The following is a 16,910-nucleotide window of genomic DNA, read 5'->3' as shown; positions in this document are numbered from 1 at the left end:
TGTGGGCGGGATCGTTGCGACTATGCGCCCGTTTTAGGCGCAACGATCGCGCCCACAACCAAGGGGGTTACCAGCTGGTCTCCAGCGGCATGCCCTCCTGGTAGCCCGCGGCCGACTGGATGCCCACCACCGCGCGCTCGGAGAACTCGGCCAGCGACCGGGCGCCCGCGTACGTGCACGCGGACCGCAGGCCGGACGTGATCTCGTCGAGCAGGTCCTCGACGCCCGGCCGGGCCGGGTCGAGGTACATCTTGCCGGTGGAGATGCCCTCCTCGTAGAGGGCCTTGCGCGCACGGGCGAACGCGGTGCCGGCACCGGCGGTGCGCGCCGCGACCGCCCGGGCGGAGGCCATGCCGAACGAGTCCTTGTAGAGGCGGCCGGAGCCGTCGGACTTCAGGTCGCCGGGCGACTCGTACGTGCCGGCGAACCAGGAGCCGACCATCACCTGCGACGCGCCCGCGGCCAGCGCCAGGGCGACGTCGCGGGGGTGGCGCACACCGCCGTCGGCCCACACGTGCTTGCCGAGCTCGCGCGCGGCGGCCGCGCACTCCAGGACCGCGGAGAACTGCGGCCGCCCGACGCCGGTCTGCATGCGCGTGGTGCACATCGCGCCCGGGCCCACGCCGACCTTGAGGATGTCGGCGCCCGCCGCGACGAGGTCGCGCACACCGTCGGCCGTGACGACGTTGCCGGCCACCACGGGCACCGTCGGGTCCACGGACCGGACGGCGTCCAGGGCCGCGAGCATCTTGGCCTGGTGGCCGTGCGCCGTGTCGACCACGAGCACGTCCACGCCCGCCGCGAGCAGGTCCTTGGCCTTCGCGGCGACGTCGCCGTTGATGCCGACGGCGGCCCCGATGCGGAGGCGGCCGGACGGATCGAGCGCGGGGCTGTAGATCGAGGAGCGCAGCGCGCCCTTGCGGGTCAGGACCCCGGCGAGCCGCCCGTCGCGCACCACGGGCGCCAGGTCGAGGCGGGCGGAGTGCAGCACGTCGAAGGCGGCCTCCAGCCCGTCCGGGCCGTCCAGCAGGGTGGCGTCCAGGATGCGGGGCTCGGCGGACATGACCTCGGAGACCCGCGTGAACCGGTCGACGTCGGCGCAGTCCGACTCGGTCACGACGCCGACGGGCCGGTCGTCCTCGACCACGACCGCGGCACCGTGCGAGCGCTTGCCGAGCAGGTTCAGCACGCTGTGCACGGTGTCCTGCGGCGCGACGATAACCGGCGTCTCGATCACTGGGTCCTTGGCCTTCACGTCGGCGACCACGCCCGCGACGACGTCGGCGGGGACGTCCTGCGGGATGATCGCTATGCCGCCGCGCCGGGCGACGGTCTCCGCCATGCGGCGACCCGCCACGGCGGTCATGTTCGCGACGACCACGGGGATCGTCGTGCCGGTGCCGTCGTCGGACGCGAGGTCGACGTCGAACCGCGACGTGACGTCGGAGCGGGACGGGACGAGGAAGACGTCACCGTAGGTGAGGTCGGTGGCCGGGGACTGCTGGGGAAGGAATCGCACGTTAACTCATGGTAAAGAGTTCTCCTCCTGGTGCATATGAATCTGGCCACATCGGTGTGGAGGTTCGGGAGACAGACGTGCGAGCCAGGGCTCACGTGGCACAGTGGAGAGGTCGGCGCCCCTTAGAGTGGGGCCCCGATTCCCCTGCTGGGGGGCACGACGAAAGGACGCGCATGGGTCTGCTGAGTGATATCCGCATCCCCGAGGACGTCCGGGCGATGACGCCCGGGCAGATGCCGGAGCTCGCCGAGGAGATCCGCAGGTTCCTGGTCGACAATGTCTCGCGCACCGGCGGGCACCTCGGCCCGAACCTCGGTGTCGTCGAGCTGACCATCGCCCTGCACCGCGTCTTCGACTCGCCGCGCGACACCCTCGTGTTCGACACCGGCCACCAGTCCTACGTGCACAAGCTGCTCACGGGCCGCCACGACTTCTCCGACCTGCGCAAGCGCGGCGGCATGTCCGGCTACCCGAGCCGCGCCGAGTCCCCGCACGACGTCGTGGAGAACTCCCACGCCTCGACCGCCCTGTCCTGGGCGGACGGCATCGCCAAGGCCAACCAGGTGCGCGGCAAGGACGACCACGTGGTCGCCGTCATCGGCGACGGTGCCCTCACCGGCGGCATGGCCTGGGAGGCCCTGAACAACATCGCGGAGAGCCGGGACCGCAAGCTTGTGGTCGTCGTCAACGACAACGGCCGGTCCTACTCACCGACCATCGGCGGGCTCGCGAACCACCTCGACACCCTGCGCACCACGCGCGGCTACGAGGCCTTCCTCAGCTGGGGCACGCGCGCCCTGCACCGCTCCGGCCCGCCCGGACGCTTCGCGTGGCGCTGGCTGCACGGCCTGAAGAAGGGCCTCAAGGACGTCGTGGCGCCTCAGGGCCTGTTCGAGGACCTGGGCATCAAGTACATCGGCCCCGTCGACGGCCACGACACCGAGGCGCTCGAGCGGGCGCTCGGCCGTGCCAAGGCGTACGGCCGCCCCGTGATCGTGCACGCGATCACCGAGAAGGGCCGTGGCTACAAGCCCGCCGAGGAGGACATCGCCGACCGGTTCCACGCCGTCGGCGTCATCCACCCCGAGACCGGGCTGCCGGTCGCGCCCAGCCGGTTCGGCTGGACCAAGGTCTTCGCGGACGAGATCGTGAAGATCGGCCGCCGCCGGCCCGACGTCGTGGCGATCACCGCCGCCATGCTGCACCCCGTGGGGCTCGCGCCCTTCCAGGAGCAGTTCCCGGAGCGCACGTTCGACGTCGGGATCGCCGAGCAGCACGCCGCGACGTCAGCGGCCGGCATGGCCTTCGCCGGCCTGCACCCCGTCGTCGCCGTCTACGCCACGTTCCTGAACCGGGCGTTCGACCAGGTCCTGATGGACGTCGCCCTGCACAAGGCCGGCGTCACCTTCGTGCTCGACCGCGCCGGCATCACCGGCGACGACGGCGCCAGCCACAACGGCATGTGGGACATGGCAATGCTGCGCATCGTCCCCGGTCTGCGCCTCGCCGCCCCGCGCGACGAGACGACGCTGCGCGCCGCGCTGCGCGCCGCCGTCGACGTCGACGACGCGCCCACCGTGGTGCGCTACCCCAAGGGCGCCGTGGGCGAGGACATCCCGGCGGTCGAGGAGCTCGACGGCGTGGACGTCGTGGGGAAGTTCGAGGCCAGGGTCTCGACCGGCTCGACCAGCGGGGTGACCCGGCGCGTGCTCGTCGTCGGCGTCGGCTCGATGGCCAGCTGCGCCATGGAGACCGGCGAGGCGCTCGCGGCGCACGGCGTCGAGGCCACGGTCGCGTCCCCGACGTGGGTGCTGCCCGTCCCGGAGAACCTGGTCAAGCTGTGCGGCGAGCACGACCTGGTGGTCACGGTGGAGGACGGCGTGGTCGACGGCGGCGTCGGCGACATGCTCGCGCAGCGCGCGGGGGAGCAGGGCATCGGGACGCCGCAGGTGCACATCGGCCTGCCGGTCCAGTTCCTCGACCACGCGAGCCGGGACCACATCGTCAGGGCGCAGCGCATGACCGCCGCGGACGCCACCCGGGACGCGCTCGCGGCACTCGCGCTGCTCTGACGCCTGTCCCGTGTGCGGCGTGTGAGACTGCGAGGGTGACTGGCACGGGGACTGGGACGGCGCGCACCGTCGGTGTCGAGGAGGAGCTGCTGCTGGTCGGGCACGACGGGGCTCCGGTCCCTCGGGCCGGGGCCGTGATCGGTACTGCCGAGCCGACCGACGGGCCGCTGGAGCACGAGTTCATGCAGGAGCAGATCGAGACGGCCACGCCGCCGCTCGCGGCGCTCGAGGACATCGCCGCGGCGATCCGGGCGAACCGGACGGGGGCACAAGCCGCGGCGGACCGGCACGACGCGCGCATCGCGGCCCTCGCCACCTCACCGCTGCCGGTCGACGGCACGACCGTCGACAAGCTCCGGTACCTGGCCGCCCGCGCGGAGTTCGGCCTGACCGCCCGCGAGCAGCTCACCAGCGGCTGCCACGTGCATGTCGCGGTGGCCGACGACGCCGAGGGCGTAGCGGTGCTGGACCGCATCGGGCCGTGGCTGGCGCCGCTCATGGCCCTGTCGGCGAACTCGCCGTACTGGATGGGCGTCGACTCCGCGTATGCGAGCTTCCGCTCCCAGGTCTGGTCCCGCTGGCCGACGTCAGGCCCCACGCGGTGCTTCGGCACCCCGGAGGCCTACCACGCGGCCGTGGACGGCCTGCTCGCGACCGGAACGATCCTGGACAAGGGGATGATCTACTTCGACGCGCGCCTTTCGGCGCGCTATCCGACCGTGGAGATCCGGGTCGCCGACGTGTGCCTCTCCGCGGACACGGCGACGCTGCTCGCCGCGCTGGCCCGTGGCCTCGTGGAGACGGCGGCGCGGGCGGCGGACTCTCCAACACCCGACGTACCCATCGAGATCCTGCGCACGGCGCTCTGGCGGGCCGGGCGCTCGGGCCTCGCCGGTGACCTCCTGGACCCCCGGACCTGGCGGCCCGCCCCGGCGCACGACGTCGTGGGCGCGCTCGTGGACCACGTCCGCGACGCCCTGGTGGACATGGGCGACCTCGACCACGTGACCGAGCTGCTGGGCGTGCTCTGGGCGGGCGGCAACGGCGCGTCGCGCCAGCGGGCCTGGGCGGTCGAGGCCGACGGCGATCTGGGTGCGGTAGCGCTGCGGGCGGCGGACGCGACGCTGCTGTAAGGCCTGATGTCCGAGGCCGGAACGGGCTCCGTGGAGCTCGTCAGCAGTTCCCGGCGATGTCCCGCACGGGCTTGCGCGGCTCGTTCACGAGGACGGCGGGATCGCAGCCGAAGAGCTCGGCGATCACGCCGACCTGGTCCAGTGTCCAGGGCGTCCGGCCCCGGAACCGGTCGGAGACCGCCGCGCGGGAGAGCCCGACCTCGGCCGCGATCTGCATCTGGCTGAGGCCGCGCCGAGCGGCCTCGAACCGGATCGCCGCGGCGCACAGCAGGGCGAGCCCGTCGCGCTTCAGCGTGGGTGCGGGCCGGGGTCGGACGACGGGTCGGACCTCGTCGTCGAGATCGGGGTCGAGCGTGCCGTCGAAGAGCGGGTCGGGGTCCAGGGGGTCGTAGGTGGTGCGTGCCATGGAACCAGCCTGGCGCCTGCCGAGGGCTGGCGTCCGGGGCCGTCCACAGGGCTAGTCGTGCTGTGGCTCTCTCATGTGCGGAGCCCTGTCGTGGCGGGCTGCGTGGGGACAGCTACACCCAGCCGAGGGGTTACCAGGTGCGGTGAATTTCGTTCGGCTGAACCCTGTCCAGCTCACCGTGGCCGAACAGATCGGCTGAGCCGGATCACGCGTGGCTGAGGCGAACGAAATTCACCGCACCTGACAACCCTTCACCTGGGTGTGGTCTCCGCCGCAGTGCCGGCCACGCCATCCGCGGCCGTCGACCACGCCGCCCCGCGGCTGTGTCGAGGCATCAGCCGCCCGCTCGACCAGAATTCCCGTTGCTCCGGCCTGCGCAGTCTGGGACATTTCCGCGCATGGATCTTGCCACCGCCTTCCCGCCGTTCGGCCTCCGGGCTACCTGCGGGGACCTCGAGCTGCGCCTGCCTGACGACGCCGAGCTGCTCCGCCTGGCCGACGTCGCCCTGGCCGGCGTCCACCCGCCCGAGCGGAGCCCGTTCTTGCACCCCTGGAACGTCGGCGAGCCCGATGAGGTGCGTCGCGGCCTGCTGCAGTACCACTGGTCGTCGCGCGGCAAGGTCTCGCCCGAGGGATGGGCGCTGGAGCTCGCGGCGTTCCGCGATCGCGAGCCGATCGGTATCCAGAGCGTGGGCGCCAAGAACTTCCCGGTGACCCGTTCTGCGGGGACCGGCTCCTGGCTCGGCCTGGCACATCAAGGTCAGGGCATCGGCAAGCGGATGCGCCTGATGGCGCTGCACCTGCTGTTCGAGGGGTTCGACGCCGTCGACGCGACGACCGAGGCGTTCGACGACAACCCGGAGTCCAACGGGGTGACGCGGTCGCTCGGCTACGTGCCGAACGGGGTCGGCCTGGCGGACCGGCAGGGCGAGGCGGCCACCGAGAACCGGTACCGGATGACGCGCGAGATGTGGGAGGCGCGACCGGCTGTGCACCGGCCGGACGTCACGCTCCACGGGGTGGACCCGGTCCGGGCAATGCTGAAGATGGACCCTCAGCCGTAGGTCGTTCTCGCGTCTCACCCGGACCGGGGCCGGTCACCCGTAGATCGTCTCGGCGTACTTCGGGCCGTAGTGCTCCTCGACCTCTTCGAGCGTCTGGTCCTGGCGCTCCAGGGTGTGCGCGATGACGGCGCGGCGCGGCACCGACTCCAGGTCCCAGGCGGCGGGGTCCCAGGTCTTGGAGCGGAGGAACGCCTTGGAGCAGTGGTGGAAGACCTCCTCGACGTCCACCTCGAGCGCGAGCACGGGGAGGTTGCGCCGGACCTGGAGCTCGGCGAGGTAGGGCGCGTCGCGTACGAGGCGGGCCGAGCCGTTGATCCGCAGCGTGTCGCCGCGCCCCGGGATCACGAAGATGAGGCCCACGTGCGGGTTGGCCAGCACGTTGAGGAACCCGTCGGTGCGGCGGTTGCCGGGGCGCTCGGGGATCGCGATGGTGCGGTCGTCCAGGACACGCACCAGCGAGCCTGCCGGGTCGCCCTTGGGGGAGACGTCGAGGTTGCCCTCGGCGTCCGACGTGGCGACCAGGCACAGCGGCGCGGCCTGGAGCCACTGCCGGTCGAGGTCGTGCAGCGCGGTGCGCACCTTGCCCGCCGCCGGGCCGAGGGGCGGAGGGATGATCTCGCGGAGCTCCTCGACGGTGGTGACGGGAGTCCCGCCGAACCTGCTCGGCTGGTTGGTCATGGCCTCAACATAAGCCGGTCGCGTCGTCGGCGACCAGTGCCTGACCCACACCCCGCGAATGGGGCATGTCAGACCATCCGGGTACGCTCGCAGCGCCATGACCGAGCAGACGACCCTCCCCAGCCCAGCAGACGCCCCCGCCGGCACGCCCCGGACGTGGAAGGCCCGCGCGGCACGCCGCGTCGTGGAGCAGGCCCAGGCGCTGCTCGACGACGCCCGGCTGCTCACCACCGCTGACGTCGGCCTGCGCGAGCGGGTCCGCGACGCCTATGCGGCTACCCGCGAGGTGCGCATTCACGCCGACCTGCGCACCGTCGGCGTCACGGCCCTGGAGGAGCGGCGCAAGAAGCTGCGCGTCGCCGTCCTGGAGAAGGCCGGGTTCAAGACCGTCACCCAGGTGCTCGTCACTGGCACCGACCGGCTCGTCGAGGCGGGCATCGGCGCGGGCACCGCGAAGCTCGCGACCTCGGCGGCCCGCGAGCTCGCCGACGAGGTCGACGCCGACCTGCGGTTCCGCATCGACGTCGACCCCGACGACCCGTACGCCACGGTGCTCGTCCAGTCCCTGTACGCGTTCGGGCTGGCCACCGACGCCCGGCACCGGCATCTCGACGAGGCGCGCCGCGTGTCCGCCGTCGTGCCCGGGCACCTCGAGCCCGCCCGGCTCGCCACCAGCGTCTGGCGCCGGCTGGTGGCGCCCGCCGACCGCAGGGCCGCCGCCTTCGGGGCGGTCTCCGCGCTTGCCGACCAGGTCGGCGGTGCGCGGCTGACGGACGACGCGCGTGCGGTGCGCGCCGCTGTCGGGCAGCCGCCCCAGGGGTCAGAGGTGTGGGCGGACTTCGAGGCCCGGTCCGCGGAGTACTACGGCCTGCTGTCGCAGGTCGTGGACCTGGGCGACGATCACGAGGCCGCCGAGGGCGGCCTGCCCGCCGACGTCGTGCGGCGGGTCGAGGCGCAGCCCCTGGACCGGACCCTGCTGCGCGCGAACCTGCGCGGTTATCAGCAGTTCGGCGCCAAGTACGCGCTGGTGCAGCGGCGCACGATCCTCGGCGACGAGATGGGCCTCGGCAAGACCATGCAGTCGATAGCGGTGGCCGCGCACCTCATCGCCACCGGCGGCACCCACGCGCTCGTGGTGTGCCCGGCGAGCGTCGTCACCAACTGGAAGCGCGAGGTGGAGCAGCACTCCGACCTCACGGCCGTGGTGATGCACGGCAACGACCGGGAGGAGGCAGCGACGGCCTGGCTGGACGGCGGTGGCGTCGCGATCACGACGTTCGAGGTGCTGGGGCGGCTCGACCTGCCGTACGACCTGCGGCCCGCACTCCTGGTCGTGGACGAGGCGCACTACGTGAAGAACCCCGAGACCCTCCGCGGCCGCGAGGTGCGGCGCTGGGCCGACCGGTCCGACCGCGTCCTGTTCCTGTCCGGCACCCCGATGGAGAACAAGGTCGCCGAGTTCAAGAACATGGTGGGCTACCTGCAGCCCGAGGTGGCGGGGCAGCTCGACCCGAACGCGGGCCTGTCCGGGGCCAAGGCGTTCCGCCGGATCGTCGCGCCGGCCTACCTGCGGCGCAACCAGGAGGACGTGCTCACCGAGCTGCCCGAGATGGTGCAGGTCGAGGAGTGGGAGCAGTTCGGCCCGGTTGACGGCGCCGCCTACCGCGACGCCGTGCTCGCCGGGAACTTCATGGCGATGCGCCGGGCCGCGTTCGCGGTCTCCGCGCCCGAGGAGTCGGCCAAGCTGGTGCGCCTGCGCGAGATCGTCACCGAGGCGGTCGACGGCGGCCGCCGCGTGATCGTCTTCTCCTACTTCCTGTCGGTGCTGGAGCAGGTGATGGACCTGCTCGGGGACCTTGCGGTGGGCCCCCTGACCGGATCGGTGCCCGTGCCCGAACGGCAGACCATGGTGGACGCCCTGTCCGAGCCCGGCGGGCCGTCGGTGCTGGTCAGCCAGATCACCGCCGGGGGAGTCGGCCTGAACGTGCAGGCCGCGAGCGTCGTCATCTTCTGCGAGCCCCAGGTGAAGCCCACCATCGAGGCGCAGGCCGTGGCGCGGGCGCACCGGATGGGCCAGACCCGCACCGTCCAGGTGCACCGGCTCCTGGTCGAGCAGTCGGTGGACCAGCGGATGATGGAGATCCTCGGCTCCAAGTCGGCGCTGTTCGAGGAGTTCGCCCGGCAGTCCGAGATCACCGACGCTGCGCCGTCGGCGGTGGACGTGGCGGCGCCGTCCGAGACCTCGCTGTCGCGCACGATCCTCGCCGAGGAGCAGGAGCGGCTGAGCCGCACAGCCTGAACGCCCCGCGCACCTTGCAAAACTGATGTTTCGTTAATGTCTAGACTTGACTAGTTTGTTGCCTTAGCATCAAATTCCTGGAACCAGGTCGTTCTGCGCGATTCCTGGGGGTGGTCCACATGAAGAACTGGGCTCGGGGAAGTCTCCTGGTCGTTGCGCTGGGTGCGATGTCGAACCTCGCTCTCACCTTCATCCCTGACGTGATGCCGCACCAGGTCACGATCCCGATCATCTGGTGCACCGCCGTCGCCACCGTTGTCATCGCCGTCGTGTACCTGTTCGAGCAGACCATCGCCGCCCGTCAGCGGGTGGAGCGGGAGGCCGAGCTGGAGCGGGCGCGCCTGCTGAACGAGCTGCGCCAGTACCGGGGCATCGAGTGGGTGAGCGCGGACCGGGAGCACCGGAACGCGTCGCTCGACATCTGGAAGACCGCCCGGCGTCAGGTCGTCGTGTTCGGGTTCGGCATGACGAGCGTGGCGCGCGACCCCAACCTGATCTGGGCGATGGTCAACCGCGGCGTGGACGTCGATGTCATCAAGGTCGATCCGGAGTGGCTCGTGAACCACCCGGCGATCGCCGCGACCATCGACGGGTACTACGACCGGAACGAGGCGTTCATCGGGCAGGTTCTGCAGGCGCACGACCGGTTGGAGGAGCTCGCTCGCCAGATCAACGCGGCGGGGCGCGGTCAGCTGACCATCCACACCTACCGGACCACCGTCCAGTACAGCGGCTCGATCCGGGATCCCGGGACGTCCGGAGCCTCCGGCTACGTGGAGTTCCATCTCTACCGGAAGTCCATCGAGCGGCTCGGCATCGGCCTGACGCAGTACGACGGCGATGACGACCTGAATCCGCCGATCCTGCAACACGTCCTGCACTCGCTCGCGCTGGCCGTCGGGCATCCTGTGCCCGCGGAACGGAGGCCGCCCCCGCTGAGGGTCGGCGACGAGGGGCTGGCGCTGGGCGAGGAGTCCGACTGAATCGACGTGACGCGAAGCCAGGGTGTGGGACGATCCAAAGCGTGCTTTTGGAGCGGATTGCCCTCATCAGTGATGTCCACGGCAACCTCACCGCCCTCGATGCAGTGCTCGACGACATCAAGTCACGTGGGATCGAGCGGATCATCAACCTCGGTGACTTCGTCGGGAAGGGGCCGCGGGGGAGTGAGGTCGTCGACCGGTGCGCCAAGGCGTGCGACGTCAATATCCGTGGCAACTGGGACGACCACCTGCCGGTGTGGAGCGACGAGTCGGCGACGGAGATGGTCTGGTGGCGCGACGAGCTGCGCCAGGACCAGCGTGACTGGCTGAGGGCGCTGCCGCTGAGCCACGACCTGCTGATGAGCGGGCGGCACATCAGGCTGTTCCACGCTTCGGCGACCAGCCCGCACGTGCGTGTGCATGCCAACCACACGGCAGAGGAGTTCGAGGGCATGTTCGTCAACACCGGGATGACCGGCAACGGGCCGGTGCCCTCCATGGTGGGTTACGGCGACATCCACGACACCTTTGTCGAGGTCGAGCGCGGCCGGACGCTCTTCAACGTGGGGAGCGTCGGCAACCCGTTGGACGAACCGGTCCCCAGCTACGCGATTCTTGAGGGCGTCGTCGACGAGCCCGAGCAGGCGCCGTTCGGCCTGCACTTCATCCGCGTGCCGTACGACATCGAGGCCGAGATCGCCGCAGCCGCGCGCCTCGAGATGCCGTCGTTCGAACCGTACGCGGTGGAGCTGCGGACGGCCGTGTACCGCGGGTCTCAGGGGATGTGATCAGGCCGGTCGGGTCACGACGACGTCGACCCAGAGCTTTCCTTCGGAGTCCGGGTCCACGACGACCCAGGGCCGCACCGGAACCTTGACGCCGAACACGTCGCGGGCGGCTTCGCGAACGAGCCACACGAAGTATTCGAGCGTGTAGTGGTTCCGCCAGCGGCGGGCGACCTGCCCGCCCGCTCCGACCTTGAGCTCGAGGCCCCGCCGGTTCGACATCGCGGCCGTCGTCGAGAGCAGTGCCGTGCCGCCGGGGGCGACATGGCTCAGCACCTTGCGGACGGCGTCATCGTCGGCGTCCGGCGGGAAGAGGTGGACGAAGGCGGTGGCGAGCACCAGGTCGAAACGCGCGCCGTCGATCCGGGCGCGCGTACCGTCCTCGTCGACGTACCGTCCGGCCAGGAACTCGCCGTGCAGCAGGGACGGCTTGTTCGGGAGTGTCGGGTCGTCCGTGAGCTCGCGCGCGGCGGAGATCATCTGCGCCGAGAAGTCGACGCCCGTGACCGTGTACCCGAGGGCGGACAGGACGCGGGAGTGAGTGCCGTCCGCACATCCGACGTCCAGCGCCGTCCGTTGCCCCGCGGTGGTGATCTCCGGCAGTCGCTGAATGAGCCACTTCTTGGCGTTCTCTTGACGCACCGCGGCCGTGCCTTTGTACGTTCTCGCGAGGATGTCGTAAGCGGCGCGATTGATATCAAGAATGGACAGGAGATCGGGAGGGGCGCTGCTAACGGCTGGAATGAGTGTGGGCACTGCGGACGGCGCGGCCATCCATCCCCCTCGCGCGCGACGGATCGTTCCGATCCGCCAGTTGACAGGAAATCGCCGATCTGCAATCGCGATCGGCCGAATGGCGCTTATCGTGTCACATCTTGCGTGGCGCTGCTTTCAGGCGTTCGACGTGGTGAGTGGGCAATTGCCGCGACACTCTACCTCCCGGAGAAAAGAATCACCGGCCGGATAGCGAAACTCGGACCGATTCGACTGGACTTCGGCCACCTCGACGCGCAAGACTGGTTGTGTGAACGAAATCACATTGGAAGCAGAAGTCAACAGGCCGCACCAAGACCTCACTGCGCTCGAAGCCGCGCGGCTGCTGGGCGTCTCGAAGCTGCACGTGATCGACCTTCTCGAGGCTGGTGAGATCGACTACCACATGGTCGGGGCGGACGTCATGTTCAACGCCGCGGAGATCGAGTCCTACAAGTCGGACCGCGAGCACCGCGACGCGGAGGCACTCGTATCCGCATGACCCCCGCGCGGCGGCAGGCGCTCTGGCGCTTCCGCTGACGCAGTGCGTCGGCCCCGCGAACCGACGAAGCCACGCACCCTGACGCCTGAGCGCACGTTCATCACCTCCGAACGTGCGCTCTTGTCATGTCCCGCCTCATGTCACGCCCAGCTCGAGGGCTCCAGCTCACCTGGCGTAGTCATGTCAGAACGCATTCAACCGCTCCCGCGCCGCCGGGGGAACTGAATCCGGCGGTGCGGGAGCGTGTCGGGCGCTCAGGGCTTGTAGATCCAGGTGCAGTACCAGGTGCCGTCAATGCTGAAGTCCGCCTTCTCAACACTCTCCTGACCACCGTCGTCCATCCAGCCGGTCACGACTCCGTCGCGCCGGACAGCCGTGAGGTAGCTGCCGGCGGGGACCGTGACCTTCGTGCTCGGGACGGTCAGGGAGTAGCCGGTGCACTCCGGCGCGTCGCCCTCCGCGTAGTACGTGCAGTCGTCGCACGGGTCGATCGTGACCACCCCCGTCGCTGGGCCGGTGTAGACCATCTCGAAATCGTCGGGGCTGTAGTTGTAGACGGTCAGCGTGATCGTTGCCTCGGGCTCGGTGCGGGCGGGGAGCTTGACGCCTGCCTTCGGGTCCACATTCGCGATCCCCGCGGCGATCTGGAGCCGCTCGGCGTAGCCGGTCTCCTTGGCCCTCGGGTACGAGTTGAGGAGACCGTCCAGGTTCTCCAGCGCCGCAAGATACTGCTGGTTCTGAAACTGCCGCTCCGCGCACTTGAGCATGCCGGCCGGCACCTGCTTGCGTACCTCGTCGGCCAAGGCGCTGACCTTGCCGGAGTCGAACCCCCCGAGGAAGTGCACCGAGTCCCTCGCGTCCTCCGTGTCGGTGCAGCCGCCCTTGGCCGCGAGCTTCTTGAGCAGGCGGTCACGCCATGTCGCGAGGTCTTCGGGCAGGGCAGCGGCAGGCTCGCTGGCCGGGTGGTTCGCAAGCAGCTCCTCGAGCGTGGGCCGCGCGTTGTTGAAGTCGCCGTCCTCGGTGGAGCGCATACCGCAGTCGTGCAGCGCGCCGGGCAGCTCGTCCTCCGCAACCAGCTGCAGAGGGCCGGGCGTCTTGGGCTTCGCGAAGTGCCGCACTGCGATGAGCGTCTTGCACTCGTCCTCGTCCTTGGCCTGCGCGTACAGGCCGTCGATGAGCTCGGGGACCCGGTCGGCGGCGCGTGTGTCGGGGTGGTCGGCCGCCGTCTGCACGTAGGTTGCGTACGCGTCGTCGTACGTGTTGGTGAACGTGCCGAACGAGGTGCCGATGGACTTCAGGCTCTCCTCGGCCTCGTCCAGGTCGTAGGCGAGGTGCTGCTCCAGCACCTCGTGCTGCGTCACCACGTACGCGGCGCCCAGGAGCGGCACGACGGCGAGGGTCGCCCAGGCGGCACGGCCGGCGGCGCGGGGCGACCAGACGGTGCGGCGCCGCGCCGGGCGCCGTGCCCGGCGTCGGGTGAGGAGTGCCGCGTCCAGCGCGAACAGGGCGAGCGCGCCCAGGTAGCCCACCGCCCACCAGAGGTCGATCGGCTCGCGCCCGATCGGCAGCGCGACCCACGCGAGCCCGGCCGTCGCGGCGAGCGCGACGACCAGCCGGACCCACGCCCGCAGGTGCAGGTAGCCCAGTCCGAAGCCGCTCAGGTTGAGCAGGGCTGCGGTCAGCGGGCGGGCCGACGGCGGGGGGTCGGCCGGGACCTCGTCGGGTGCCTCGGACGTCTCGGGCGCCCCAGTCTCCTCCGTCGCCTCGGGCGTCTCGCCGGTGGTCCCGAGGAGGGGCCCGACGGGGGTGTCGACGGCCGCGTCGGCCGGCTCCGCGGGTGGGGTCGCCGTCGGCGCGGGTTCACTGCTCATGAGCCGCGATGCTAGGGCCGGTATCGCCCCGAAAGGAGCCAAAAAGCTGTATCAAGCCGGGTGAATTGCCCCGATGAGTCTGAACTGTAATGAGCGACGCGATGCGCCATGATCGGCTGGTGGACCTCGCCGTCGATCTCAGCAGCCGCACCGGGCGCACCGACGCCATCTACCGCGCCCTGCACGCGGCCCTCACCACGGGCCGCCTGCCCGCAGGGGAGCGGCTCCCCTCGACGCGTGACCTCGCCCGCGATCTCGGCGTCTCGCGCGCGAGCGTCGCCACGGCGTACGAACGGCTCATCGCCGAAGGCTTCCTGGAGACCCGGACCGGCGCGGGCACCTTCGCCACCACGGCGGCGAGCGACGCGCCACCCGTGCGGCACCGTAGCCCGGGCGCTCTGCGCCCGCGGGCGGGCTGGCGCTGGGCGGTGCATCCCGCCAGCGGCGACGCGCCCGTCCCGGCGCACGACTTCCGCGTCGGCATCCCGGACGCGAGCCTCTTTCCCTTCGACACGTGGCGGCGGCTCCTGGCCGCCGAGTCGCGCGCGGGCGGCCCCGCGGCCGGCTCCTACGCCGGTCCGGCGGGCCTGCCGCGGTTCCGCGAGGCAGTGGCCCGCTACGTTGCCGGCTCCCGCGGGGTCCGCGCCGGGCCCGACGACGTCATCGCCACCACGGGCGCCCAGCAAGCGCTCGATCTCGTGTCGCGGGTCCTCCTCGAGCCGGGGGACGTCGTCGCGATGGAGGATCCGGGGTATCCCGAGGCGCGGGAGCTCTTCGCGCTGCACGGGGCCCGGGTGGTGCCGGTGCCCGTCGACGCGGAGGGCCTGGTCGTCGGCGAGATCCCGGCGCGCGCCCGCCTGATCTACACCACGCCGTCGCACCAGTTCCCGCTCGGGATGCCGTTGTCGCTCGCCCGGCGCCGGGCCCTCCTGGCGCATGCCGCACGCCACGGCGCGGCGGTGATCGAGGACGACTACGACAGCGAGTTCCGCCGCGCCCGCCGCCCGCTGGAGTCCCTGCAGGCCCTCGACCGGGACGGCCGCGTGGTCTACGTCGGCACCTTCTCGAAGTCGCTGCTGCCCGGCCTGCGCGTCGGCTACCTGGTCGCGCCGCCGTCGCTGCGCGAGGCGCTGCTCGCGGCGCGCCAGCTCACCGACGGCCACGGGGCCGTGCACGTGCAGGCCGCGCTCGCGCGCTTCATCGACGACGGCCTGCTCGCCCGGCACGTGCGGAAGGCCTCGGCGCTCTACACGGAGCGGCACGAGATCCTGCTGGACGCGCTGGCGGACCTGCCCGTCGAGCCCGTCCCGTCGGCGGCGGGCCTGCACGTGGCGGCCTACCTGCCCGCTGACGCCCCGGTGGGTTCGCCGGCCCTCGTCGCCCGTGCCCGACGCCGGTCGGTCGCCCTGGACTCCCTCGCCGCCTTCGCGGTGGGTCCCCACCGGGACGGGATGGTGCTCGGGATCGGCGGCGCGGTCACGAGCTCGATCCGGCCAGGAATTCAGGCGCTGGGGCGTCTGCTGGCGCCGTGACGGCCGCCGCCGCCCGTGCCCGTCGCCGTCGCCAGGTCGCCCAGGCGAGCCCGCCCAGCGCGGCGACGACCGGGCCGGTCATGTGCGCCCCGGTCATCACGAGGAGGCCGAGCGCGGCCACGAGCGAGAAGGCCGCGCACCACCAGGCCGCGCCCCACCGCGGCAGGAGGCGCAGCGCCGCGGCCGTGCCCACCACGTAGAGCAGAGAGAACGTCGCCGTCGCCATGAGGAGGATCGCGTCGGTGGACAGGTGCAGGGCGGCGAGCACCGCCGTCGTGCCGAGGGCGACAGCGGTGATGAGCGCCAGGGAGCGGCGGGGCGTGCGGCCCGGCCGGGTCGCGAGCCACGCCGGGAGCGCGCCGTCGCGCGCGAGGGCAGCGCCCATCCGGCTGCCGCCCGCGAAGTAGACGTTGATGGCCCCGACGGTCAGCAGCACGGCCACGACCGTGGTGACCGGCCGCGCCTGCTCCCCGAACCCGAGCACGAGCAGGTCCGAGAGGGGCGCGGGGCCGGGCGTCGGGCCGAGCACCGCGACCGTCGCGAACGCGACGCCCAGGTACAGCACGCCGACCACGGCCACCGCTATCGCCGTGGCCCGCGGGATGTCCCGGGCGGGGTTGCGGTACTCGGCGGACAGCGAGCCCAGGATCTCCCAGCCGGCGAACGCCCAGACCAGCAGGGCCGCCGCGGAGCCGACCGCGCCCCAGCCGTGCGGCGCGAACGGCGTGAGGCTGCCGACCTGCGCGTGCGGCAGCGCCACCACCACGGCGACGGTCAGCAGGAGCGCCACCACCCCCGCGATGACCAGCTGCGCGGTGCCGGATACCCGCAGGTCGAACCAGTTCATGACCGCGCACACCGCGATGATGGCGACGGTGGTGGCCAGCGCGGTGCCCGTACCGCCGCCCGTCGCGTCCGCGACGTAGGCGCCGGCGAAGCCCGCCGCGGCGGGGGCGCCCACCGGGATGGTGGCGTAGAACGCCCAGCCCACCATGGTGGACGCCCGCTCGCCGAACGCGAGGCGCGCGTAGGTGGCCACACCGCCGCCGTCGGGGTGGCGGGCGCCGAGGGCCGCGAACGTCGTGGCGAGCGGGATGGACAGGAGGACGAGCGCCGCCCACGCCACCAGGGACGCCGGGCCGGCCACGCCCGCGGCGAGGGCCGGGAGCGAGATGACGCCGGTGCCGAGCATCGCGCCGAGGGTGAGCGCCGCGCCCTGAGGGACGCTGAGTCCGTTCTGCATGACCCTGACGCTATGCGCCCGGTGGACCGGCGAACGGGCCGATCCTGGGCCAGTTGTTCAGGCCGGTTCG

The 16,910-nt window shown here is 71.7% G+C and carries 14 protein-coding genes; 8 read left to right on the top strand and 6 right to left on the bottom strand.

Annotation, left to right across the window (positions count from 1 at the left end):
- Positions 1-67: 67 nt before the first annotated feature.
- A complete protein-coding gene (locus tag IE250_RS01465) occupies positions 68-1,519 on the bottom strand; it encodes a GuaB1 family IMP dehydrogenase-related protein (protein ID WP_189667491.1) in 1,452 nt (483 codons plus the stop codon).
- A 173-nt stretch (positions 1,520-1,692) separates the two neighbouring features.
- Here IE250_RS01465 and dxs point away from each other — a divergent pair, with 173 nt between their 5' ends.
- Together dxs and IE250_RS01455 are read left to right on the top strand one after the other, a co-directional pair.
- Positions 1,693-3,591, top strand: coding sequence for a 1-deoxy-D-xylulose-5-phosphate synthase (dxs, locus tag IE250_RS01460; protein ID WP_189667490.1), 1,899 nt, complete (start codon positions 1,693-1,695; stop codon positions 3,589-3,591).
- Between the two features lie 35 nt (positions 3,592-3,626).
- Positions 3,627-4,724 carry a carboxylate-amine ligase gene (locus IE250_RS01455; protein WP_189667489.1) on the top strand — a complete coding sequence of 366 codons (1,098 nt, stop codon included), beginning with the start codon at positions 3,627-3,629 and terminating at the stop codon, positions 4,722-4,724.
- Positions 4,725-4,764: 40 nt separating this feature from the next.
- Here the strand turns inward: IE250_RS01455 and IE250_RS01450 are convergent, their stop codons facing one another.
- Entirely contained in the window at positions 4,765-5,130 is a 366-nt protein-coding gene (locus tag IE250_RS01450) for a helix-turn-helix domain-containing protein (RefSeq protein ID WP_189667488.1), read from the bottom strand.
- A gap of 398 nt (positions 5,131-5,528) precedes the next feature.
- Between IE250_RS01450 and IE250_RS01445 the strand changes: the two genes are divergently transcribed.
- Positions 5,529-6,194, top strand: a complete 666-nt coding sequence (locus IE250_RS01445) for a GNAT family N-acetyltransferase (RefSeq protein ID WP_189667487.1) — start codon at positions 5,529-5,531, stop codon at positions 6,192-6,194.
- A 33-nt stretch (positions 6,195-6,227) separates the two neighbouring features.
- On the opposite strand, the gene IE250_RS01440 is transcribed toward IE250_RS01445, so the two are convergent.
- Positions 6,228-6,872 (bottom strand): MSMEG_1061 family FMN-dependent PPOX-type flavoprotein, encoded by a 645-nt coding sequence (locus IE250_RS01440; RefSeq protein WP_189667486.1) that lies wholly within the window; start codon positions 6,870-6,872, stop codon positions 6,228-6,230.
- A 97-nt stretch (positions 6,873-6,969) separates the two neighbouring features.
- Between IE250_RS01440 and IE250_RS01435 the strand changes: the two genes are divergently transcribed.
- The 3 genes from IE250_RS01435 to IE250_RS01425 all read left to right on the top strand — a co-directional run bounded on the left by IE250_RS01435 (position 6,970) and on the right by IE250_RS01425 (position 10,942).
- Positions 6,970-9,171: a DEAD/DEAH box helicase gene (locus IE250_RS01435; RefSeq protein WP_189667485.1), complete on the top strand. Its 2,202-nt coding sequence runs from the start codon at positions 6,970-6,972 to the stop codon at positions 9,169-9,171.
- Positions 9,172-9,290: 119 nt separating this feature from the next.
- Positions 9,291-10,154, top strand: coding sequence for a hypothetical protein (locus IE250_RS01430; protein WP_189667484.1), 864 nt, complete (start codon positions 9,291-9,293; stop codon positions 10,152-10,154).
- 41 nt (positions 10,155-10,195) lie between these two features.
- The gene (locus IE250_RS01425; protein WP_189667483.1) at positions 10,196-10,942 is read left to right on the top strand and encodes a metallophosphoesterase family protein; all 747 of its coding nucleotides are present in this window, start codon (positions 10,196-10,198) and stop codon (positions 10,940-10,942) included.
- Here IE250_RS01425 and IE250_RS01420 read toward each other — a convergent pair whose 3' ends face one another.
- A complete protein-coding gene (locus IE250_RS01420) occupies positions 10,943-11,581 on the bottom strand; it encodes a class I SAM-dependent methyltransferase (protein ID WP_189667482.1) in 639 nt (212 codons plus the stop codon).
- Between the two features lie 382 nt (positions 11,582-11,963).
- Between IE250_RS01420 and IE250_RS01415 the strand changes: the two genes are divergently transcribed.
- On the top strand, positions 11,964-12,194 hold the full coding sequence (locus IE250_RS01415) for an excisionase family DNA-binding protein (RefSeq protein ID WP_189667481.1): 231 nt from the start codon (positions 11,964-11,966) through the stop codon (positions 12,192-12,194).
- A gap of 254 nt (positions 12,195-12,448) precedes the next feature.
- Here the strand turns inward: IE250_RS01415 and IE250_RS01410 are convergent, their stop codons facing one another.
- Positions 12,449-14,065 carry a tetratricopeptide repeat protein gene (locus IE250_RS01410; protein WP_189667480.1) on the bottom strand — a complete coding sequence of 539 codons (1,617 nt, stop codon included), beginning with the start codon at positions 14,063-14,065 and terminating at the stop codon, positions 12,449-12,451.
- 101 nt (positions 14,066-14,166) lie between these two features.
- Between IE250_RS01410 and pdxR the strand changes: the two genes are divergently transcribed.
- Positions 14,167-15,597 carry a MocR-like pyridoxine biosynthesis transcription factor PdxR gene (gene pdxR / locus IE250_RS01405; protein ID WP_229872041.1) on the top strand — a complete coding sequence of 477 codons (1,431 nt, stop codon included), beginning with the start codon at positions 14,167-14,169 and terminating at the stop codon, positions 15,595-15,597.
- Here pdxR and IE250_RS01400 read toward each other — a convergent pair.
- On the bottom strand, positions 15,542-16,840 hold the full coding sequence (locus tag IE250_RS01400) for an amino acid permease (RefSeq protein ID WP_189667479.1): 1,299 nt from the start codon (positions 16,838-16,840) through the stop codon (positions 15,542-15,544). The genes pdxR and IE250_RS01400 overlap by 56 nt on opposite strands.
- Between the last annotated feature and the right edge of the window lie 70 nt (positions 16,841-16,910).

This window comes from Promicromonospora soli, from assembly GCF_014653785.1.
Classification (GTDB): domain Bacteria; phylum Actinomycetota; class Actinomycetes; order Actinomycetales; family Cellulomonadaceae; genus Promicromonospora; species Promicromonospora soli.
The sequence above is the reverse complement of the archived record's forward strand: the minus strand, read 5'-3'. Positions and strand labels throughout refer to the sequence as shown.